This window comes from Sebaldella sp. S0638 (assembly GCF_024158605.1).
Taxonomy (GTDB): domain Bacteria; phylum Fusobacteriota; class Fusobacteriia; order Fusobacteriales; family Leptotrichiaceae; genus Sebaldella.
In genome coordinates this window covers 1-875 of record NZ_JAMZGM010000275.1, presented here as the reverse complement: position 1 = coordinate 875, position 875 = coordinate 1, and the positions used below count along the sequence as shown (strand labels likewise).

The 875-nt window shown below is 33.6% G+C and carries 1 protein-coding gene; it reads right to left on the bottom strand.

Going from position 1 to position 875, the window contains the following annotated elements:
- Nucleotides 1–875: DnaB-like helicase C-terminal domain-containing protein (locus NK213_RS20230; RefSeq protein WP_253352703.1), on the bottom strand; the 875-nt coding region annotated here is incomplete at both ends.

Below are 875 nucleotides of genomic sequence, written 5' to 3'. Positions count from 1 at the left end.
TCCTGTGTTTCTTTATTAAAAACTAAGCTTACTGTCCCTAATTCCCCATCTCTGTTTTTCCTGATTATTACTTCCATTATTGATAATTTCTTACTATTATTACTGCTGTTATAATAATCTTCTCTATGCAAAAACATCACAACATTACTTGCCTGCTCTATTCCACCTGAATCTCTTAAATCCATTAATACAGGTCTTTTATCCGCCCTCTTTTCTACATCTCTATTTAACTGGGCTAAGACTACAATACAAGTATCAAGCTCTTTTGCTAATGCCTTTAATCTATTTGCCATTTCCTCTACTTCTATATTTTTCGTTGAATATCCTTTTGCCTGCATTAAAGTCAGGTAATCTATTACTATCAGGGATAATTGATTCTTCTCATGTGCCTTTTTTATTCCCTGAACTATTAACTCAAAATTATTATTCTTACAGTCCAGTATCCCTAGTTTCAATTTCTCAAACATTGACATTTTACGACTTATTGCAGCTATATCGTCATCTGTCAGTACTTCACCTTTTGTCTTTTTTATTTTGCCTAATGTTACTCCTGACATACTTGCCAGTATCCGGTTTGTTATCTGCTTGGTATTCATCTCTATATTCACATACAAAACATTATGCTTTACCGCATTTTTATAAGCTAAATTTAAACCAAAGGCTGTTTTTCCCATTGAAGGTCTTGCTCCTATAGTAATTAAACTCCCTTTCTCAAGAAATACATATTTATCAAGATCACTATATCCCGTATAGATTCCATCAAGTTCCTTTTTCTCCAAGTCAGTCCACCATTCACTCAGTAAGCCTCTTGGTGTTACCAGTTTATTACTTTCCTCTTCAAAATCACCCAGTCGCTCCACTATGGTTATTATATT